The sequence below is a fragment of the Bradyrhizobium sp. P5_C11_2 genome (assembly GCF_054049755.1).
This window is the reverse complement of sequence record NZ_JBFULT010000864.1, coordinates 1-2,070: the sequence shown is the minus strand read 5'-3', so window position 1 is coordinate 2,070 and position 2,070 is coordinate 1. Positions and strand designations below refer to the sequence as shown.

Sequence of the window (2,070 nt, the reverse complement as noted above, 5' to 3'; positions counted from 1 at the left end):
GGGCGCGGGTCCTGTACCTTCCGCCCTACAGTCCCGAGTTCAATCCGATCGAGCAGATCTTCGCCAAGCTCAAGCACCTGCTGCGAACCGCAACCGCCCGCACCGTGCCCGACCTCTGGGTTGCTATCCGCGAGGCCTTCACCCGCTTCACCCCAGACGAATGCCGCAACTGCATCACCGCCGCCGGATATGAGGGCGACTAGGCCGTCGCTACATAGGTGGGAACAGCTCTAGGACGTTGGAGCGAGCGCGATCAGCACCCGAACGGGGGCAAGTCAGAGCAGGTGGTCGGGCATCATGCTGGGCGGCTTAGTCGTCGGAGGGTGGGTACATCACGACGGCCGCGGAGCGCGGAGCCGATCTCGCCCGCATCATGGATCAGTCGGGCCATCGGGATCCGCGGACAGTGGTCGGCTACATCCGCCGCGCCAACGCCTTCAAGGGGCACTCGGGGAGTGGCTTTCTGTAGGCAGCGTGACCGCCTGATAGGATCTTGCCGTCCTGAACCTGATATCAGGCGGCGAGAACGAGTTCACCTTCCCGGGTAGCCCCCTCGCAGCCCGCCGACTTGATCCGGTAGCAAGGCTCGCCTGATCGATCGTCTGGCATGAGCCGAACCACCTCAAAAAGACCGTCGACGACGCTACTCTTGTTGCCGGCGTATGTGATCCCGAGCTGCCGGACACTCTGGCCGACCTTGAACTTGTGAGACATCTCTCGTCCTCCAGTAATGACGCTTTGCGGGGCGAGGGCTGGCCTACCGCCGGGCTTTGGCCTTGCGAGCGGCGAAGCGTGCATCGCGCGCAGCCTTCTGCTCGGTAGCGAGTGCGACCTGCCGCTCTGCCTTCTCGGCAGCCAAACGAGCGACTTCGGCCTCTGCGCGCTCCCTCGCCGCAAGCGCTTCAGCCTCACGCTCAGCTTCAGCGACAAGACGAGTTGCTTCTCGCTCGTTGGATCGCACTTCCCGCGCCTCGACGAGGGCTTGCCGCTCGGCCTGCCGCGCAAGGACAGCCGGATCATCAGCTGCCGGGCGTGCCCGGAACCGGTCTAGAGTGACCTGCCGTGCTTTGGCGGTCTCCTCAAGCCGATCGGAGAACTGGTCGGTTTTGAATTGCCCCACGTACATTCTTTACGCCCACCACAGCGCAGCCGGGTGGCGAGAAACAGATGAAGCCGCTCCCAGAGGAACGGCTTCGAAACTCGTCATAGGCAGATGAGCGAGGCTCAGGCGGCCTGAAGGCTGCCAGCGGACTGCTTACCGGTGCGGCGGTCGGACTCCATTTCGTAGGAGACTTTCTGACCTTCGATCAGGTTGTTCATGCCGGCGCGCTCGACGGCGGAGATGTGCACGAACACGTCCTTGCCGCCGTCATCGGGCTGGATGAAGCCGAAGCCCTTGGTGTCGTTGAACCACTTAACGGTGCCAATGCTCATAGGTATTCCGTATCTATATAGGCAAACTAATGGGTCGAGCGCATGCACCGCACGCGCTCGGTCGATGATCGTCGAAAATGGGAGAGATGCAGAGCGCTCGCCCTGTTCAGGCGAAGCGGCCGAATATCTGGCCAAAAGTCGATTTAACATGGGTACGCCATTCGCGGGATAACCACAACCGCACAGCGTAAGTGGGTGAACGTCGACATGCCGAACCGAAGGAATTGACGATGCATATCAGCAGCAGGGTGCCGCACGACGATTTCCGGGAAGGCTTCACAGTCGGCTTCCAGCTCATCCAAGGGATAGGTGTCGAACCGCCGGCCGCACCAGCGGAGCCCGATGCGGTTGCCGACACGACGCGGTTCCTTCTGGGCGTTCGAGCCGGCATTGCGGCGGCTGGTGGCAAGCTCACGTAGGCGTGCCTACACCGGGCTTGTCACGTTGGCGGGCGGACTGGCTTGCGGCGGTCGATCGAGCGTCGTAGCCGGGCCGTATGAGCCCGCTCTCGTACTCCGGCTACCGCTTCCCACGTGACGTGATCCAGCGCGCCGTCTGGATGTACCTTCGCTTCACCCTCAGCTACCGCGATGTCGAGGAGCTCCTGGCCGAGCGCGGGATCATCGTCACGGTACG

At 62.9% G+C, this 2,070-nt stretch carries 5 protein-coding genes and 1 pseudogene; 3 read left to right on the top strand and 3 right to left on the bottom strand.

Annotated elements, in window-relative coordinates:
- On the top strand, positions 1-203 hold a 203-nt coding region (locus ACXJL8_RS39600; RefSeq protein ID WP_456686875.1), incomplete at its 5' end, for a transposase.
- A gap of 310 nt (positions 204-513) precedes the next feature.
- Here the strand turns inward: ACXJL8_RS39600 and ACXJL8_RS39595 are convergent.
- The 3 genes from ACXJL8_RS39595 to ACXJL8_RS39585 all read right to left on the bottom strand — a co-directional run bounded on the left by ACXJL8_RS39595 (position 514) and on the right by ACXJL8_RS39585 (position 1,434).
- Positions 514-714, bottom strand: coding sequence for a hypothetical protein (locus tag ACXJL8_RS39595; RefSeq protein ID WP_456686874.1), 201 nt, complete (start codon positions 712-714; stop codon positions 514-516).
- A gap of 43 nt (positions 715-757) precedes the next feature.
- Positions 758-1,126, bottom strand: a complete 369-nt coding sequence (locus ACXJL8_RS39590; RefSeq protein ID WP_456686873.1) for a DUF6481 family protein — start codon at positions 1,124-1,126, stop codon at positions 758-760.
- Positions 1,127-1,224: 98 nt separating this feature from the next.
- A complete protein-coding gene (locus ACXJL8_RS39585) occupies positions 1,225-1,434 on the bottom strand; it encodes a cold-shock protein (RefSeq protein ID WP_305550440.1) in 210 nt (69 codons plus the stop codon).
- Between the two features lie 230 nt (positions 1,435-1,664).
- Between ACXJL8_RS39585 and ACXJL8_RS39580 the strand changes: the two genes are divergently transcribed.
- Both ACXJL8_RS39580 and ACXJL8_RS39575 read left to right on the top strand, forming a co-directional pair.
- Positions 1,665-1,853 (top strand): hypothetical protein, encoded by a 189-nt coding sequence (locus tag ACXJL8_RS39580; protein ID WP_456686872.1) that lies wholly within the window; start codon positions 1,665-1,667, stop codon positions 1,851-1,853.
- A 77-nt stretch (positions 1,854-1,930) separates the two neighbouring features.
- Positions 1,931-2,070, top strand: a pseudogene (locus tag ACXJL8_RS39575) (IS6 family transposase); the annotation flags it as partial.

Bases quoted from the DNA above. Each gene is read 5' to 3' on its own strand.
- ACXJL8_RS39595 (WP_456686874.1), bottom strand. From the start codon at position 714: ATGTCTCACAAGTTCAAGGTCGGCCAGAGTGTCCGGCAGCTCGGGATC.
- ACXJL8_RS39585 (WP_305550440.1), bottom strand. From the start codon at position 1,434: ATGAGCATTGGCACCGTTAAGTGGTTCAACGACACCAAGGGCTTCGGC.
- ACXJL8_RS39590 (WP_456686873.1), bottom strand. From the start codon at position 1,126: ATGTACGTGGGGCAATTCAAAACCGACCAGTTCTCCGATCGGCTTGAG.
- ACXJL8_RS39580 (WP_456686872.1), top strand. From the start codon at position 1,665: ATGCATATCAGCAGCAGGGTGCCGCACGACGATTTCCGGGAAGGCTTC.